At 73.3% G+C, this 14,393-nt stretch carries 20 protein-coding genes, 1 pseudogene and 1 riboswitch; of the genes and pseudogenes, 12 read left to right on the top strand and 9 right to left on the bottom strand.

Going from position 1 to position 14,393, the window contains the following annotated elements; genetic code table 11:
- The first annotated feature begins 106 nt into the window (after positions 1 to 106).
- The gene (locus ACH4FH_RS17185) at positions 107 to 535 is read left to right on the top strand and encodes an STAS domain-containing protein (RefSeq protein ID WP_398556653.1); all 429 of its coding nucleotides are present in this window, start codon (positions 107 to 109) and stop codon (positions 533 to 535) included.
- A gap of 74 nt (positions 536 to 609) precedes the next feature.
- On the opposite strand, the gene ACH4FH_RS17180 is transcribed toward ACH4FH_RS17185, so the two are convergent.
- From ACH4FH_RS17180 to ACH4FH_RS17170, 3 genes are all read right to left on the bottom strand, one after another.
- Positions 610 to 1,098 carry a glutathione peroxidase gene (locus tag ACH4FH_RS17180; protein WP_398556652.1) on the bottom strand — a complete coding sequence of 163 codons (489 nt, stop codon included), beginning with the start codon at positions 1,096 to 1,098 and terminating at the stop codon, positions 610 to 612.
- A complete protein-coding gene (locus ACH4FH_RS17175; protein WP_393895050.1) occupies positions 1,058 to 1,363 on the bottom strand; it encodes a hypothetical protein in 306 nt (101 codons plus the stop codon). The genes ACH4FH_RS17180 and ACH4FH_RS17175 overlap by 41 nt, the downstream gene beginning before the upstream one ends.
- 243 nt (positions 1,364 to 1,606) lie before the next feature.
- Entirely contained in the window at positions 1,607 to 1,981 is a 375-nt protein-coding gene (locus tag ACH4FH_RS17170; protein WP_398556651.1) for a VOC family protein, read from the bottom strand.
- Positions 1,982 to 2,174: 193 nt separating this feature from the next.
- Here ACH4FH_RS17170 and ACH4FH_RS17165 point away from each other — a divergent pair, with 193 nt between their 5' ends.
- The 3 genes from ACH4FH_RS17165 to ACH4FH_RS17155 all read left to right on the top strand — a co-directional run bounded on the left by ACH4FH_RS17165 (position 2,175) and on the right by ACH4FH_RS17155 (position 3,263).
- Complete coding sequence (locus ACH4FH_RS17165) at positions 2,175 to 2,387, top strand: hypothetical protein (RefSeq protein WP_398556650.1); 213 nt, start codon at positions 2,175 to 2,177, stop codon at positions 2,385 to 2,387.
- Positions 2,384 to 2,800 (top strand): ArsR/SmtB family transcription factor, encoded by a 417-nt coding sequence (locus tag ACH4FH_RS17160; RefSeq protein ID WP_398556649.1) that lies wholly within the window; start codon positions 2,384 to 2,386, stop codon positions 2,798 to 2,800. Before ACH4FH_RS17165 ends, ACH4FH_RS17160 begins: the two co-directional genes overlap by 4 nt.
- Positions 2,801 to 3,131: 331 nt before the next feature.
- The gene (locus ACH4FH_RS17155; protein ID WP_398556648.1) at positions 3,132 to 3,263 is read left to right on the top strand and encodes a DUF6126 family protein; all 132 of its coding nucleotides are present in this window, start codon (positions 3,132 to 3,134) and stop codon (positions 3,261 to 3,263) included.
- Positions 3,264 to 3,278: 15 nt separating this feature from the next.
- Here the strand turns inward: ACH4FH_RS17155 and ACH4FH_RS17150 are convergent, their stop codons facing one another.
- The gene (locus tag ACH4FH_RS17150; protein WP_398556647.1) at positions 3,279 to 4,043 is read right to left on the bottom strand and encodes a CDP-alcohol phosphatidyltransferase family protein; all 765 of its coding nucleotides are present in this window, start codon (positions 4,041 to 4,043) and stop codon (positions 3,279 to 3,281) included.
- 110 nt (positions 4,044 to 4,153) lie between these two features.
- On the opposite strand from ACH4FH_RS17150, the gene ACH4FH_RS17145 reads away from it, so the two are divergent.
- The 5 genes from ACH4FH_RS17145 to ACH4FH_RS17125 all read left to right on the top strand — a co-directional run bounded on the left by ACH4FH_RS17145 (position 4,154) and on the right by ACH4FH_RS17125 (position 8,646).
- On the top strand, positions 4,154 to 5,143 hold the full coding sequence (locus ACH4FH_RS17145; RefSeq protein ID WP_398556646.1) for a zinc-binding alcohol dehydrogenase: 990 nt from the start codon (positions 4,154 to 4,156) through the stop codon (positions 5,141 to 5,143).
- An 86-nt stretch (positions 5,144 to 5,229) separates the two neighbouring features.
- Entirely contained in the window at positions 5,230 to 5,628 is a 399-nt protein-coding gene (locus tag ACH4FH_RS17140) for a 6-pyruvoyl trahydropterin synthase family protein (protein ID WP_398556645.1), read from the top strand.
- Complete coding sequence (locus ACH4FH_RS17135; RefSeq protein ID WP_398556644.1) at positions 5,625 to 6,746, top strand: glycosyltransferase family 4 protein; 1,122 nt, start codon at positions 5,625 to 5,627, stop codon at positions 6,744 to 6,746. Before ACH4FH_RS17140 ends, ACH4FH_RS17135 begins: the two co-directional genes overlap by 4 nt.
- Positions 6,743 to 7,642: an SAM-dependent methyltransferase gene (locus ACH4FH_RS17130; protein WP_398556643.1), complete on the top strand. Its 900-nt coding sequence runs from the start codon at positions 6,743 to 6,745 to the stop codon at positions 7,640 to 7,642. Before ACH4FH_RS17135 ends, ACH4FH_RS17130 begins: the two co-directional genes overlap by 4 nt.
- Entirely contained in the window at positions 7,642 to 8,646 is a 1,005-nt protein-coding gene (locus ACH4FH_RS17125) for a lysylphosphatidylglycerol synthase transmembrane domain-containing protein (protein WP_398556642.1), read from the top strand. The genes ACH4FH_RS17130 and ACH4FH_RS17125 overlap by 1 nt, the downstream gene beginning before the upstream one ends.
- Before the next feature lie 102 nt (positions 8,647 to 8,748).
- Here ACH4FH_RS17125 and ACH4FH_RS17120 read toward each other — a convergent pair.
- Both ACH4FH_RS17120 and ACH4FH_RS17115 read right to left on the bottom strand, forming a co-directional pair.
- A pseudogene (locus tag ACH4FH_RS17120) lies at positions 8,749 to 9,387 on the bottom strand (RibD family protein); the annotation flags it as partial.
- A gap of 85 nt (positions 9,388 to 9,472) precedes the next feature.
- Positions 9,473 to 10,255, bottom strand: a complete 783-nt coding sequence (locus ACH4FH_RS17115; RefSeq protein WP_398556641.1) for a creatininase family protein — start codon at positions 10,253 to 10,255, stop codon at positions 9,473 to 9,475.
- Positions 10,256 to 10,604: 349 nt separating this feature from the next.
- Between ACH4FH_RS17115 and ribA the strand changes: the two genes are divergently transcribed.
- Entirely contained in the window at positions 10,605 to 11,189 is a 585-nt protein-coding gene (gene ribA / locus ACH4FH_RS17110) for a GTP cyclohydrolase II (RefSeq protein ID WP_398556784.1), read from the top strand.
- A gap of 97 nt (positions 11,190 to 11,286) precedes the next feature.
- On the opposite strand, the gene ACH4FH_RS17105 is transcribed toward ribA, so the two are convergent.
- Positions 11,287 to 12,051: a CbtA family protein gene (locus ACH4FH_RS17105; protein ID WP_398556640.1), complete on the bottom strand. Its 765-nt coding sequence runs from the start codon at positions 12,049 to 12,051 to the stop codon at positions 11,287 to 11,289.
- Positions 12,052 to 12,066: 15 nt separating this feature from the next.
- Positions 12,067 to 12,285, bottom strand: coding sequence for a CbtB-domain containing protein (locus ACH4FH_RS17100; RefSeq protein ID WP_398556639.1), 219 nt, complete (start codon positions 12,283 to 12,285; stop codon positions 12,067 to 12,069).
- Between the two features lie 62 nt (positions 12,286 to 12,347).
- Positions 12,348 to 12,435: riboswitch (cobalamin riboswitch) on the bottom strand.
- 158 nt (positions 12,436 to 12,593) lie between these two features.
- Here ACH4FH_RS17100 and ACH4FH_RS17095 point away from each other — a divergent pair.
- Positions 12,594 to 13,166, top strand: coding sequence for a histidine phosphatase family protein (locus ACH4FH_RS17095; protein WP_398556638.1), 573 nt, complete (start codon positions 12,594 to 12,596; stop codon positions 13,164 to 13,166).
- A 138-nt stretch (positions 13,167 to 13,304) separates the two neighbouring features.
- Positions 13,305 to 13,745 (top strand): SPW repeat protein, encoded by a 441-nt coding sequence (locus ACH4FH_RS17090; RefSeq protein WP_398556637.1) that lies wholly within the window; start codon positions 13,305 to 13,307, stop codon positions 13,743 to 13,745.
- A 99-nt stretch (positions 13,746 to 13,844) separates the two neighbouring features.
- Here the strand turns inward: ACH4FH_RS17090 and ACH4FH_RS17085 are convergent, their stop codons facing one another.
- Entirely contained in the window at positions 13,845 to 14,153 is a 309-nt protein-coding gene (locus ACH4FH_RS17085; RefSeq protein ID WP_398556636.1) for a hypothetical protein, read from the bottom strand.
- Positions 14,154 to 14,393: the final 240 nt, after the last annotated feature.

The following is a 14,393-nucleotide window of genomic DNA, read 5'->3' as shown; positions in this document are numbered from 1 at the left end:
ACCTTCCGTATGCCTCCGCCGTAACGCGCGTGGCCATACCGCGCGCCTGGCACGAAAGTGGGTCGGGCCGATGGACGAAGGTCAGGACTGCCAAGGTTTCGCCGGGATGCTCCACGAAACCGGCGCCGTCACCGTACTGGAACTCCGTGGTGAGCTGGACATCTTCGCCGCGGGCAAGCTGTCCGAGCGACTGGACGGCCTGACCGGTCACCACCGCCCCGACCTGGTGCTCGACCTGCGCGCGGTGACCTTCATCGACTGCGCCGGCCTGTCGCTGCTGTGCCGCGCCCGCCACCGGGCGCGCGAACGCGGCGGCCGGCTGCGCCTGGCAGGCGTCGCCGACAGCGAGAGCGTCCTGCGGCTGCTGCGCCTGACGGGCCTCAGCGGCGACTTCGTGATCGTGCCGGACCATGTCGTGGCCGACGCGCTTCGCGCGGCGCGATGCGCGGTGCCCGACATCGTCCCCGACCGCGCCCCCGGCCCCACCGGCGTCATCATCGGCGTCACGGACATCGCCGGGACCGCGGTCGGGTGACGCCCGGCCTCTCGGCGGCCGCGCGGACGCCGGGCCGGCCCGGGGCGCGGGCCGGCCCGGTGGCGCGCCGCGGATCAGGCGGGCAGGGCGGCCTCGATGGCGGTGACCACCTCGTCGGCCTCCGGCTCGGTGCGTGGCCGGAAACGGCCCACCACTGCGCCCTGGTGGTCGACGAGGAACTTCTCGAAGTTCCACTGCACCTCACCGGACGCCCCCTCGGCGTCCTCGTGGGTGGTGAGCTGCTCGTAGAGCGGGTGCCGGTCCGCGCCGTTGACGTCGGTCTTCTCGAACAGCGGGAAGCTGACGCCGTACGTCGCCGAGCAGAACGTCGCGATCTCCTCGGCCGTGCCCGGCTCCTGGCCGGCGAACTGGTTGCTGGGGAAGCCGAGCACGCTGAAGCCGCGGTCCGCGTAGCGCTCCTGGAGGCGCTCCAGCCCGGAGTACTGCGGGGTCAGCCCACACTTGGACGCCACATTGACCACCAGCAGCGCTTTGCCGCGGTAGTCGGCGAGCGAGGCGGGCTCACCGGTCAGGGTGCGCAGCGGGATGTCGTACAGGCTCACGGTCATGCTCCTCAATGCGGTTGCGCGGATAGGGACGTCCGTCATCGGTGCCAACAGCGGCACCCGGCTTGATCTTCCCGGGTTCGTCCACCGGCCAGGAGACGACCGGGCGCAGCGCCCCTGCGCGCCACTCCTTGAGCAGCTGATCGAAGATCGGGGTCGCCTCCTCCGGGGGGCGCCGGGCCTGCGGCGGAGGGGGCGGCGGCGACTGGTGCGGAAGCGTGAGGCGCTGGAAGGGGTGACCGGCGGGCTGCTTGGCGTCCATGCCCGGACTCAACCCGGAGACGGGCTCGCGAGTTGCGGGACGCGGCCGGTACGGGCCCCAGATGCCCCTGCGGCGGTGACAGTCAGAAGATACGTTCCAGCGAAGCCGGGGTCGCGGGCCGCTCCGCCCGCCGCGGCCACCCCCGCGCGCATCATCCGCCGGCAGGCTCTCGCACGCCGTGCGGACGGCCAGGGCTCGGGCCCTCTCGGCCTCCGTGAGCACCGGCCATCCGGCGTCGGCCGGTCAGCCGGTCCGCTCGCTCGCGCTGCGCTCCACGCAGAACTCATTGCCCTCGATGTCGGCCAGCGTGACCCAGCCGGTGCCGTCGGCCCGGCGGTGGTCGGCCACCAGGGACGCCCCGAGTGCCAGCAGGCGCTCAACCTCCTCGTCCCGGCTGCGGTCCTGCGGCTGGAGGTCGAGGTGGACGCGGTTCTTCACGGTCTTGCTCTCGGGCACCGTCACGAACAGCAGAGCGCTGCCCGCGGCGGTGACCGTGGCCTCCGGGTCGCCCGGGAAATCGTCCGAGGCCAGCGACCCGTCCAGCGCGGACGCCCAGAACTCTCCCAGGCGGTAGGCGTCGGTGCAGTCGATGGTGAGGTGGCGTACGAGTGAAGTCATGGGCGTCACTCTGTAGTTGGCGGGCCGGTGTGTCCAACCCATTCTCCCGCCGGCCGGGGGGGCAGCCGATGGCCGCCCCGCGGGCATCCGCCACTCCCTTACGGCATCCTGGACCGCCGTCGTCTACAGTTGCAGAATTCTGCAATTCAACAGGTGACGCGACGGCCGGTCGGCCTGAATGCGGAGGGCATGCGTGGGCGGTTTCGCCGAGTCGGTACGGGAACGGGTGCGAGCCGCGCGGGCCGCGGTCGAGGAGGCGCGGGCCTCGGGCGACGCCTACGTGCTGGCCGTGGCCGAGGACGAACTGGACGACGCGGTGCGGGTGGCCCGTAGCGTCGACATCGACCCGGGCCCGGCGCCCGGCGACGAACCGGGGGACGAGCCACCGGACGGGGCGCGGGCGTGAACGGCGCGCAGATTCCCCTTTACCAGGCGAAAGCCGAATTCTTCCGGATGCTGGGGCACCCCGTCCGGATCCGGGTGCTCGAACTGCTGCAGGACGGGCCGCTGCCCGTGCGCAGCCTGCTGGCCGCGATCGAGGTGGAGCCCTCCGCGCTGTCCCAGCAACTGGCGGTGCTGCGCCGTTCGGGCATCGTGACGGCCACCCGCACCGGCTCCACCGTGGTCTACGAGCTCGCCGGCGGCGACGTCGCGGAGCTGATGCGCGCCGCGCGGCGGATCCTCAGCGACGTCCTCGCCGGGCAGCACGCGCTGCTGGCCGAGCTGCGGCAGGCCGAGGCCGGCTGCGTCCCGGCGCCGCGCGATGTGGCGTCGGCCGCCCCGGTGACGACCGTGCCCGGCGTGGGGGTGGTGTCATGACACGCGCTCCCCGCACGGAGGCCGTGGCCCGGCGGAGCGCCCCCCTGCCGTCCGATGACGGAGCCGGGTGACGCGTATGGCCGGCCCATCGAGGCGTAAGGGGCCGCCGCCCTGGCGAGCGGTCCGCTCCCGTACCTGCATACCCCCGGCGGCCGGGCCGGGCACCGCACGGCCCTGCCGCGGACGCCCGCACGGCCGGGGCCCGCGCCGCACCACGGGGCCCACCTGCCCCGATCTCGCCCTTCGCCACCGCACGGCGCCACGGTGCTTCGGACCGAGGGGCCAGTGGGCAGCGGTCCGCCCGGGCGCGCAGCTGGCGAGGCTGTCCGGCGTGACACTGCCGTCCCGGCGGGCGGTGCGGCGCAGCGCGTGGCGGCGGATCCTGCTCACCATCGTCGTCACCCACCTCGTGCTCGTCTTTCTGGCCCTGGTCATCTATCTGGGCCGGCACGCCGGTACGTAGCGGCCACCACGGACATCACGGCGGCGACGTCTCGTGTCCCCCGTCAGGCCCCGGGGCGTCTCCACCGCCGGCCCCGGCCCGCCACAGCCAGGCGATGTCGCGGCCGAACGACCACACGAGGAGCCCCAGTGCCACGGCCACCACGGTGCCCGCCACCGGCCGTGGCAGCACCCCGGCGCCTGCCACGACCAGCACGATGCCCTGCAGCGCCGCCACCGTCTTGCGGGCGAACCGGGGAGGCAGCGCACCGCGCAGCCACGGCAGGACCCAGGACGCCGCGACGAAGGCGTAGCGCATGACGCCGATGCTCAGGGCCCACCCGCCGAGCGACCCCGCGACGTGCGCGCTGAGCACCAGGATGAGGAAGGCGTCGACCTCCATGTCGAAGCGCGCGCCCAGCGCGCTGGCCGTCCCGGTCCGCCGGGCGACCTGGCCGTCGGCCGCGTCCAGGAGCAGTGCCACGGTGGCCAGACCGGTCAGCACCGCGACCGGCGCCCGCCCGGCGAAGGAGTGGGCGACCAGCGCGGTCACCCCGCCCACGAGCACCGCCCGGGTGAGCGTGACGCGGTTGGCCGGGCCGAAGGGCCCCGTCCGGGAGCGGCGCAGCGCGAGCGTGAGCAGCGCCCAGAGCGCCGCCGCGTACACCGCGCCGGCCAGCCACCCCAGGGGCCCCAACCCGGTCGCCCAGCCCAACAGGGCCAGCAACAGCAGCTGTCCGCAGGCGCCCAGCGTGACGTCGGGCGAGAACGGCCGGGCGCCGTAGCGGATTTGCGTGGTCACCGTGCCTCCCTGTGCTTGTGGCGGAGCTGATGAGTGCCGCGTATCGTAACGGCGTCCTCAAGATCGCCCGCTCTCCGGAACGGGCGCGTCGCAGGTCCAGGAGGGTCCCGATGCCGCGAATCGCCCGTGCGTTCTGGCTCCGCGCCCCGGGGGAGGGCGAGATCCGGACGGTCGAACTGCCGCGGCCCGGACCGGATGAGGTGCTCGTGCGTACTCTCTGCTCCGGCGTGAGCCGCGGGACGGAGACCCTGGTCTTCCGCGGCGGCGTGCCGCGCAGCCAGTACGACACGATGCGGGCGCCGTTCCAGGACGGTGACTTCCCCGGGCCCGTCAAGTACGGCTACCTCAACGTCGGCGTGGTCGAGGAAGGGCCACGTCCGTTGCTGGGCCGCACGGTCTTCTGTCTCTACCCGCACCAGACGCACTACGTCGTCCCGGCGGACGCGGTCACCCCCGTGCCGGACCACGTCCCCGCGCCCAGAGCGGTGCTCGCCGGCACGGTGGAGACCGCGGTGAACGCCGTCTGGGACGCCGCGCCGCTGCTCGGCGACCGGATCGCGGTGGTCGGCGCCGGGATGGTCGGGTGCAGTGTCGCGGCCCTGCTCGCCCGTTTCCCCGCGGTCCGGGTGCAGTTGGTCGACGCGGACCCGGCGCGTGCCCGCATCGCCGAGGCGCTGGGCATCGGCTTCGCGCTGCCCGAGGACGCCCTCGGCGAGTGCGACCTCGTCGTGCACGCCAGCGCCACCGAGGACGGGCTCGCGCGGGCGCTGGAGCTGCTCGCCCCGGAGGGCACGGTCATCGAGCTGAGCTGGTACGGCGACCGGCGGGTGAGCCTGCCGCTGGGGGAGTCCTTCCACTCCCGCCGACTGGTGGTGCGCAGCAGTCAGGTGGGAGCGGTCTCCCCGGCCCTGCGGGCGCGCCGGACCTTCGCCGACCGGCTCGCGGTCGCCCTCGACCTGCTCGCCGACCCCGTCTTCGACGCACTGATCACCGGCGAATCGGCCTTCGACGACCTGCCGTCGGTGCTGCCCCGGCTCGCCGGCGGCGACCTGCCGGCGCTGTGCCACCGAATCCGTTACCCCGAGGGCGGCGGCGCGTAGGAAAGTCCGGCAAAGTCCGCTGCCGCGGACTCCCGCCGGCCCCGATCCAACCGGCCGGCACACCCGACTCACTCTGGAGGAACACCGTGTTCAGTATCACCGTCCGCGATCACCTGATGGTCGCGCACAGCTTCCGTGGCGCGGTCTTCGGCCCCGCCCAGCGACTGCACGGCGCGACCTACGTCGTGGACGCGACCTTCCGCCGCGCCGAACTCGACGCGGACAACATCGTCGTCGACATCGGCCTCGCCACCCAGGAACTCGGCGGGGTGATCGGCGAACTCAACTACCGCAACCTCGACGACGAACCGGCCTTCGCGGGCATCAACACCTCGACGGAGGCGCTGGCCAAGGTCATCGCCGACCGGCTGGCCGACCGCGTACACGCCGGCAACCTCGGCGAGGGCGCCCGCGAGCTGGCCGGGATATCGGTCAGCCTGCACGAGTCACACATCGCGTGGGCGACCTACGAGCGGACTGTATGAGCCGGCCCGTTGCCACCGCGGCGGCGGAGCGCGAGGTGCACTTCTTCCTGCCCGGTGACGTCGACGACCCGGCAGTGCCCAGCGGTGGGAACGTCTACGACCGCCGGGTCTGCCATGGTCTGCCGGCGGCCGGATGGCGGGTGCACCGCCACGCCGTACCCGGCAGCTGGCCCCGGCCGGAGGCCACGGACCGCGAGGAACTGGCGCGGCGCCTGGCCGCGTTGCCGGACGGTGCCGTGGTCCTGCTCGACGGGCTGGTCGCCTGCGGCGTCCCCGATGTCGTCGCCCCGGCCGCCACACGGCTGCGGACGGTCGTCCTGCTGCATCTGCCCCTGGGCGACGAGACCGGGCTCGCCGCGGACCGGGCGGCCGATCTGGATGCCAGGGAGCGGCGAACGCTGCGGTCCGCAGGGGCCGTTGTGGCCACCAGCGAGTGGGCCGCCCGTCGGATCGTCGACCACCACGGGCTTCCCACCGCCCGCGTCCATGTCGCCCGCCCCGGCGTCGATGCGTCCCCGTGCGCTCCGGGAACCGATGGAGCCGGCCGGCTGCTGTGCGTCGCGGCGGTGACTCCGCGCAAGGGGCAGCACCGCTTGGTGCGGGCCCTCGCGGCCGTCGCCGACCTGCCCTGGAGCTGCGTCTGCGTCGGAGGGCTGCGCCGCGAGAAGGCGTACGTCGACGAACTGCGCCGGAACATCGCGGACTTCGGCCTCGGTGACCGCGTTCATCTCGCCGGCCCGCAAGCGGGCGCGGAGTTGGAGGCGAGCCGCGCCGCCGCCGACCTCGTGGTGCTCACCTCGTCCGCCGAGACCTACGGCATGGTCGTCACCGAGGCGCTCGCCCGCGCGACTCCGGTGCTGGCGACCGCGGTCGGCGGTGTCCCGGAAGCCCTGGGGCGGGCCCCGGACGGCAGCCTGCCGGGCCTCCTCGTCGCGCCCGACGCACCCGGGGACCTGGCCTCGGCGCTGCGCGCCTGGCTCGGCGATCGTGAACTCCGCGGCAGGCTGAAGGAATCGGCTCGACAGCGGCGTGCCATGCTGGAGGGGTGGGAGATGACGTCGCACGATCTGGCCGAAGTGCTGGAAGGTCTTCGGCTCGCACCCCGGAGCGCCGGATGAATGCGGTCGGCGCACCTCGATTCGCCGCGGAGTGGCTCGCGCTACGGGAGCGCGCGGACGCCGCCGCCCGCGCGCCCGAGCTGCTGCATCCGCTACGCGCCCGGCTGAACGCGCAGCTGCCGCGGAGTTCCCCGACGCCCTCGGCCGGCCCGGAAGCGCTCCCGGCCCCTCACGAGCTGGTGATCCGTGATCTCGGCTGCGGCACGGGCTCCATGGGGCGCTGGCTCGCCGTCCGACTGCCCGGCCCGCAGCGCTGGATCCTGCACGACCACGATCCCGCGCTGCTCGCCCACGCAGGTGACCGCTTGCCGTCAACGGCCGCCAACGGCAGGCCCGTCACGGTCACCACCGAGTGCGGCGACCTCACCGGCCTCACCGCCGGCACCCTCGCCGGTACGTCCCTGCTCACCGCCTCCGCGCTGCTGGACCTGCTGACCCACGACGAGATGGCCGACCTCGCCGCGGCCTGTGTCGCGGCCGGCTGCCCGGCCCTGCTGGCGCTGTCCGTCACCGGCCGGGTCGAACTCACCCCGTCGGAACCCCTCGACGCCGCGATCGCCGCGGCCTTCAACGACCACCAGCGCCGTACGGACGGCGGCCGCCGGCTGCTCGGCCCGGACTCGGTCGCGGCCGCCACCGAGGCCTTCGAGCGACACGGTGCGACGGTGCTGACGCAGTCCAGTCCGTGGCGGCTCGGCGGCCCGGAAGCGGCGCTGACCGCCAGTTGGCTGCGCGGCTGGGTCGGCGCGGCCGTCGCGCAGCGGCCGGATCTGGCGCTGCGCGGCATCGCCTACCTTCGGCGGCGCCTGGCGGCCTGCGCGGCGGGTGAGTTGAGCGTCACGGTGCACCACACCGATCTGCTGGCGCTACCGCGGCCGGTCAGCGGGACCGGCTGATGAGCGGGTCCCGCTGGGCGTGGCTCAGGGTCCTCGGTGGCCTGGCGATCCTCGCCGTGCTGCTGTGGCACCTGGGCTCCGCCGCCTTCTTGGCCGGCGTGCGCAGGGTCGACGCGGCCACCCTGACGGCCGCCCTCGCCATCGGCCTGCTGACGACGGTGGGCAGCGCCTGGCGCTGGTGCCTGGTGGCCCGCGGGCTCGGCCTGCGGCTGCCGCTCGGCCGGGCCGTCGCCGACTACTACCGCGCCCTGTTCCTCAACGCGGCGCTGCCCGGCGGCGTCCTGGGCGACGTCCACCGCGCGGTACGGCACGGCCGCACGGAGGGCGACCTCGGGCGAGGCGTCCGCGCGGTCGTCCTGGAACGGGTCGCCGGCCAGGTCGCCCTGTTCGCCGTCGGAGCCGCGGTGCTGCTCGTCCCTCCGTCCCCGGCCGGGGCGCGGCTCCGTGAGCTTCTCACCGCGCCCGGTGCCGCGCCGGTGATGGCGGCGGCGTGTGCGGCGGTGGGCGTGACGGCCGTCCTGCTGTACCGACGGCGCGGCATCTCGCGAGGCCGCCGCGGTCTGGGCGCCGCGCTGTCCGAAGCGCGCCGGGGGCTACTCGCACGCGGCGTATGGCCCGGCGTCGTGCTCTCGTCCGTGGTGGTCCTCGCCGGCTACCTCGGGATGTTCCTGCTCGCCGCCCGCGTCGCCGGAGCGACCGCGCCCCCGGCCGTGTTGCTCCCGCTGGTGGTGCTCTCGCTCCTCGCCATGGCCCTGCCGCTCAACGTCGGTGGCTGGGGCCCGCGGGAAGGCGTCGCCGCATGGTCCTTCGGCGCGGCCGGGCTAGGCGCCGCGCAGGGGCTCACCGCCGCCGTGATCTACGGGGTGCTCGCCTTCGCCGCGAGCCTGCCGGGCGCCGCCGTACTGGTCGTCCGAGGTGTGGCGGGGCTGCGCGGCGTCGTCCCGCAGGTCGAGTGCGAAGAGGGTGTCCGCGCCGAGCGTGGCGCGCCGCAGCGGCGGGCGTAGCGCGTCCCGCATCACCGGGGTGCCGGGAAACCGCAGACCGGGTACGCCGTCGCCGAGCAGGACCGGGGCGATGGTGAGATACAGCCGGTGCAGCGCCTGTTCGCGCAGAAAACGGGACACGGTGACGCCGCCGCCCTCGACCAGCACCCGGCCCAGACCGCGCCGGGCGAGCGTCCCGAGCAGACGCTGTGGGGCGAACGCGTCCGGGTCGGGCAGGACCACGGTCTCCACGTCGCTCGCGTGGCCTTCCGGACCGGTGCCGCCCGACGCGCCGTTCGCGTGCTGCCCCACCAGCCACAGGGTCGGGGCCGCGCCATCGGTGAACACCTGGTGCCCGCGCGGCACCCGCCCGCGCGGATCGATTATCACGCGCACCGGGTTGTCCCCGGCGCACGCCCGCACCGTCAGCCGCGGATCGTCCGCGAGCGCCGTACCGGCCCCGACGACCACCGCGTCCGCCAACGCCCGCAGCCGGTGCAGATGGGCGCGGTCCTCCGCTCCGGTGACGTAGTCCGCGTCGCCGGTACGTGTCGCGATGAAGCCGTCCAGGCTCTGGCCGAGCTGTGCGAAGGACAGCCGGGGACCGGCCAGGCACAGCGGCAGATAGCGCTCGGCCAGCTCCGCGGCCTCGGCGGTGGCGGGCGCTGCCCACCGCAGTCCGCCCTGCCCGTCCGGGATCAGCCCGGCGGCCTCGGCCTCCCGCGCGGACCGGATACGGCGAAGCCGGTCCCACGCCTCCACCGCGTCGAGTTCCCTCGCCGAGTCGGTCACGGTGCGCCCTTCCTCACTCTCGGGATCGCGGCAGCCAAAGCGCCGCGGGTGGTGGTCAGAACCCGCATGATGCGCCGCCGCGGTCCCCGGGTTCCGCCTCTTCCGGGCCCAGCAGAGCCGCGTACTCCCCGAACGCGTCGACCAGGCCGGCCAGCAGCTCCTTCCCCTTCCGGGCCGAGGCCAGCGACGGCCGGCCGATCACCCCTGATGCGGTGTACGGGGTCAGGCCGAGGGTGAGCAGATGCTTCCGGCCGTCGGCGACGTGATCAGCAGCGGCATACCCGGGGCCGACCAGCTCAGGGTGGGCGTGCAGCAGGAGGGAGGTCTCCGCCTCTCCTGCGTGCATGTCGCTGTGCGAGGTGGTCACCACTCCGGCCCGGCGGCGTGCGGCGTCCCAGTCGGCCGACCCCGGGAAGAGCGCCATGCGGGTGCCGGTTCCCGCGGATTCCTGCACCACGTTCCGCAACACGTAATTCCCGCCGTGGCCGTTGACGAGCACGAGACTGCCGATCTCGGAACGGCGGAGCGAGGCGGCGATGTCCGTCACGACGGTGTGCAGGGTGGCCGCGGAGATGCTGACCGTGCCCGGCCAGGCGGCGTGTTCGTGGGAGCAGGAGATCGTCAGCGGCGGCAGCAGCTGTACCGGGTGGGCTGCGGCGATCTCCGCCGCGATGGTGCAGGCGATGACGGTGTCGGTCGTCAAGGGAAGGTGCGCGCCGTGCTGTTCGAAGCTTCCGATGGGGAGCACCGCCAGCTTCGCCTGTCGTTCCCGTACGTCGTGTGTGGTGTCCGTCGGTAGCAGGCCGGTGGTCGAAGCCCGTTGTCCCGGAGCGGTCATGGTGGGGCACGGCCTTTCGTCGCTCGGTCTTCCCTTCGGCGCAGCAGTCGCAGCATAGGCGGCGAGCGGTGCCTCCGAGCAGGGGAGTCGCGCACCGCCCTGGGGCAGTGCGACTCGTCAACGTCGCAGTTGGCGCGCCTTGTCATCTTGTGAGCGATTACCGCCGTCCGTTCTCCCGCGCACGTACGATCGCGGGATGACGGAGCCCGGTGCCGATGTCGCGTTCGACCATGCCGCTCGCCAGTCCGGAGTCGTACGGCAACTCCCGGAAGACGACCGGCACATGGTGGTGAGACGCCCGCCGGATGCCGCGTGCCGTAGGGCCGTGCAGCGGGTCGCCGAGGTGCGCATGCCGACGGCGTACGGCGAGTTCCTGGCCGTCGGTTATCTGGACCGCCAGGGCGGAGTGGAGCACGTGGCGCTGGTGCACGGCGATGTCGCCGGCAGGACGGTCCTCGCCCGACTGCACTCGGAATGCCTGACCGGAGACGCCTTCGCCTCCACGCACTGCGAATGCGGCGAACAGCTGTCCGGGGCCCTCCGGGCGATCGCGGCGGAAGGGCGGGGCGTGCTGGTCTATCTGCGTGGCCATGAGGGCCGCGGAATCGGGCTGGTGGCCAAGCTGCGGGCGATGGGGCTGCAGGAGGACGGGCTGGACACGGTCGAGGCGAATATCGCCCTTGGCCTGCCGGTCGACGCCCGCGACTACGGAGCCGGCGCCGCCATCCTGCACGATCTCGGTGTCCGGTCGGTGCGCCTGCTGTCGAACAATCCGCGCAAACGCGAGGCGTTGGTGCGGCACGGCGTCCCCGTCGAGGCGCAGGTCCCGCTGCTGACGCCGCCCGGAGCGGAGAACCTTCGTTATCTGCGCACCAAACGCGAGCGGCTCGATCACGACCTGCCGCACCTGGACCACATTCCCGGCCCGTCCTGAGGCACCGGTGGCCCGCCGGGAGGACATCCGCCTGAGCACACGGAAGGGGCCCGCGACCGCCGTCGCAGGCCCCTTCCGTGGTGGTGCGGTGCTGCCGTCAGGGTGTGACCGGCACACTCCGCGCGGCGGGCGCCTCCTCCGTCGGGACGACGCGCTCCGCGAGGTGACCGAAGATCAGCCCGAAGGCGGTCCACAGCACCAGTTGGATGGCGATCGCCGACAGCCGGAACTGCCAGAGCAGCGTGCCGGAGAAACCGTGCGGCACCTCGTTCATGGACGGCAGGAAGGCGTATGCGAGGCCGACAGCCACGACGAAGGCCGCGCCGCCCGCCACCGTGGCATACCAGTTGCCCAGCTTCGGAGCGAGTCGCCGACCGAGGATCGTCGCGGCGACGGCGAGCAGGATGCCGAGCAGCATCATCAGGAAGTACAGAGCCGTGCGCTTGCCGATGGTGTCGGGGTCGCCGACAGCCGGCGGATTGGCCGGGTACTTCAGGAACGGTACGAGGTAGACGGCCAGCAGGGCCGCGGCGGACAGCAGGACGGCGGTGGCCCGGGCGCCGAAGCGGCCGATCCGGCCCAGGGCGAAGCAGAAGGCCAGCGCGGCGATCCCGCCCAGGGCCACGCCGTAGACCAGTACGCCGGTCGCCAGACCCGCCGTGGACTGCACACCGCGGCTGACGACCTCCACCTCGTGCTCGTGGCCCTGGCCGTGGCTGTGCGCCTGCGCTTCCTCGAACGCGATGGCGGCGTCCACCCGCGGTTCGCCCAGGAAGTAGGCGACGAGGAGAGCGACGACACCGGCTGCCAGACCCGCGAGCATGCCGCGCACCAGGAGTTTTCTGATGGTGACGGAGTTCATTTTTGCGGGGTCCGATCAGTGGCAGGGGAAGCCGAGAAGGTGGCGGCCGTCGTGGACCCACTCGTGGACGTCCGTACCGGACAGCAGTGAGGTGGCGCCCTGCTCCGCGCCGATGAAGTACAGCAGGACCAGCATCAGGACGCCGAAGAACAGCGCCCACGGGGCGATCGCCTTGAGGGGGAGCGTGGCCGGGGTGACGACGCCGGTCGTCGGCGGTGCGATGGTCTGAGCCATGGCGGAACCTCCTGATAGGGGAACTCGCGTCCCGTGTAGTGGAGTGCGTGACGACATGGCGGGTCTGGCTCGCCCGGTCCCGGCCCCCGAAGGGCCGAGTCGAAACCGGACATACAGTGGCGCGACCGCGCCGGGATCCCACCGGCTTCCGTCATGTCGTCGTCAATATCCTCGGGAAGGTACCGCGAAGCGGCGGGCGGGCCAAGGCCGTGGAAGGGGCGGAGTGGGGCAGTGGAGGGGCGCGCAGGACCGACAACTCGCCTTACCGGACGCTCTGTTATCGCTGGGGCACACCGAAAGAGGGGTTCATGACAACTCGGGTGACGTTGATCTCACCGGCCGCCGGGGACGCGCAGCGCGAGGTGCGGTTCGACGACGACGCGCCGCTGAGCGAGGCCGGGCTGCGTCGGGTCCGTGCCGCTGCCGGCGGCCTCCCGGTGGCCGACCGGACCGCCGTGTCCCCATCCGTGCGCTGCCGTCGGACGGCCGGTGAGCTGGGGCTCCCCGTCGAGTCCGCGCCGGAGCTGGCCGGCTGCGCGATGGGTGCCTGGCGCGGCCGGACGCTGGCGGAGGTGGCCGAGGCGGATCCCGCGGCGGTGTCCGCCTGGCTGTCGGACCCCGGCTTCGCGGGGCACGGTGGCGAGTCGCTGCGGGAGCTGTGCGGCCGGGTCGAGAGCTGGCTGGCCGATGTGGCCGGCGCCTCCGGGCGCGTGCTGGCAGTGGTGGAGCCGGACGTGGTGCGAGCGGCGGCGGTCTGCGCCCTGCGGGTGCCGGTGGATGCCTTCTGGCGGATGGATGTGCCGCCGTTGACCGCGACCGAGCTGAGCGGTCGGGGTGGGCGCTGGAATCTGGGGCTGGGGTGGGCACTGGGGCGTCCGTAAGGGGCTCGGCCCGCCGGGGCCGTGCGAAAAAAAATGACTGCGCATCTATCCATAAAAGGGACATAAGTGCAGAATAAAGAGTGCGTGGTCAGATGCCTCGCGGTACGGCCGGACTTGTGAACCAAGGAGGCGAGTCGCATGGCCGACGTCTCACACACCAGGGGCGACCTCGCAGGTCACCCCGACGCGACCGAGATGCAAGCCAGATACGACCGGGTTCTCGGTGGGCGTGACGTGGTACTCGTGGACGGACCGGTGTTCCTCGTCGGCCTGTACTGCGCCGCTTCGCCATGGATCATCCATTACACGGGCTCGCAGTCCGCGCTCGTGACGCACAACCTCATCGTCGGCATCGCGATCGCGCTGCTGGCGCTCGGGTTCACCGTGACGCCGGACCGTATGTACGGCCTGAGCGGTGCGATGTGCGCGATGGGTGCCTGGATGATCGTGGCGCCCTGGATCGTCGGCACCAACCCGGACGCCGGTGTCATCTGGAACAACATCGTCATCGGCGGCCTCACATTCCTGCTGGGTGCGATGTGCGTCGCCGTGGCGTCCAGAACCCGCCGCGTGACGTGAAGCCCGCTCCCGTAAAGGGCTGCTGACAACCCGTCGGCCCGCCTGCCGCCCAACGGACGGCGGCGGGCCGGTGCGTGTCCGCCCGGCGCCGGAAGGCGGTCATCCCGGCGGCGGTACGTCCGGTCGGGGCCGTTCTCCGGCGTAGCCGGGGTACGGAGCGAAGGGGCGGCCGAAGAACCCTGCCAGCACGAGACCGCCCGCGATGAGCAGGCCGTCCCCGAAGGCGATGCCGACGGCGAGCAGGCCGGCCGCGGCGAGCAGTGCCGGCCGGGCGGCGCCGCGCCGGTATGTGTCGCGCCGGAGCGCAGGCCGTGGGCCGACGGCCGGGGCGGCGCGGGAGTGTGGGGTGCGGTGGCGCCGGAACCGTTCGGCGACGTCGGCGAGTTGGCGGTCCTGCTCGGGGGGCACGCGGCGTCCCTCCTTGTGCGGGGGCAGGTCGGCGTACGCGGGCACGGCGTGAAGGGGCGGCGCCGCTGCGGGCGGACGGGGCAGTAGGCGGGGAAGAGGGAATGTGCGCCCCGAGCCAACGCGGCCGTGGGCATGCGTGGGTCACCACGTCACAGGCCTTGTTGTGCCCTGCGGCGCCCTGCCCGTAACTCTGTTGACCTGACCGGTGACGCTCATGGACCGGATCGGACCGGACCGGAG

The organism is Streptomyces sp. NPDC017993 (assembly GCF_044328065.1).
In the GTDB taxonomy this organism is placed as follows: Bacteria; Actinomycetota; Actinomycetes; order Streptomycetales; family Streptomycetaceae; genus Streptomyces.
This window is presented reverse-complemented; position numbering and strand designations above follow the sequence as displayed.